General features: G+C 63.6%; 1 protein-coding gene. It reads left to right on the top strand.

The genetic code is table 11. From position 1 onward, the window contains the following. Positions 1–250 precede the first annotated feature (250 nt). Positions 251–643: a hypothetical protein gene (locus VJR90_11365; protein HKV98069.1), complete on the top strand. Its 393-nt coding sequence runs from the start codon at positions 251–253 to the stop codon at positions 641–643. Positions 644–1,124: the final 481 nt, after the last annotated feature.

The following is a 1,124-nucleotide window of genomic DNA, read 5'->3' as shown; positions in this document are numbered from 1 at the left end:
CCACGGCACCAAGCTCCCTGTAGCGGGCTGTGCGCCTCCGTGCTCGTGCGCTCGACCCTCACGCGCGGGCACGCTCTTTTCGTCTCCTGTAGCCGTTTGCACGGCGAGCGTAGCGAGCGCGCATCGGCCACCCGCACCACTCACGGTCGCGGATTCTTCCGGTATCCCTCTCACCAGCCGTGAGCGTCGTCCGCGGGATCTGCGGCGCGCCTGGTTGCAGTGGCTCGGATCTGTCGCCTGGCAGTGGAACGTGACGCTTACTTTCGCTCGTGAGCGTCCGCATCCGGAGTTCGCAGAAAAGGCGTTCTGGTGGTGGATTCGTTGGGTGAATCGCTCGGCGTTCGGTTCTCACTGGGAACGTCGTGGTCCAGGCGTCCAGTGGATGCGCGCCCTTGAGTTCCAGCGCCGCGGTACAGCGCACTACCACGTGCTGCTCACCACCGTCAGCACTTTGCTCACGTTGAATGAGCTGGTCGGCCGCTTTGCTGCAGCGCGTGCTTGGCAGGAGCGCGCTGGCGGTTTCGCTTCAGTGCAGGCTGTTCGGTCTGCACGCTTCAGTGTTCGCTACGTCGTCAAGCATGCCTGCAAGGGTGGGCGTGTTGACCCGAGCCGTGACCTGGGCTTGGTGCTTCCACCAGCTTAAAACCGAGCGTTGGGCGCGTTGTCGCGCTCGGTAGTGGGTCGTAACTTGTCCAGGCGGCGAGCCCGCCTTTACTTGACGGGCTCGCTATGCCCGTTGCACGCCTTCTTAGGCAGGCAATTCGGTACGGGCGGACCGCGGAAAGAAGCAGGCCCGCTGATGCGGGCCTTGATTGGTTGCTGAGGGTGTTGTAGGGTTTCTTTTGCGCGACGTGTAGTCAGCACTCGCGCGTGGTCATCAACGACTCTGGAGATTGACGACATGAACATTCTCGCTTCTTGTCTCAGTCGGTGCAAGTGCACCGGCCCTAGACGGTAACCCATACACTTTCCCAGGCGCCGCCCCACGGCACCAAGCTCCCTGTAGCGGGCTGTGCGCCTCCGTGCTCGTGCGCTCGACCCTCACGCGCGGGCACGCTCTTTTCGTCTCCTGTAGCCGTTTGCACGGCGAGCGTAGCGAGCGCGCATCGGCCACCCGCACCACT

This window comes from Gammaproteobacteria bacterium (assembly GCA_035279405.1).
GTDB lineage: Bacteria > Pseudomonadota > Gammaproteobacteria > Natronospirales > REEB76 > REEB76.
Note: the sequence above shows the minus strand (reverse complement) of the source record. Positions and strands in the feature narration are given on the sequence as shown.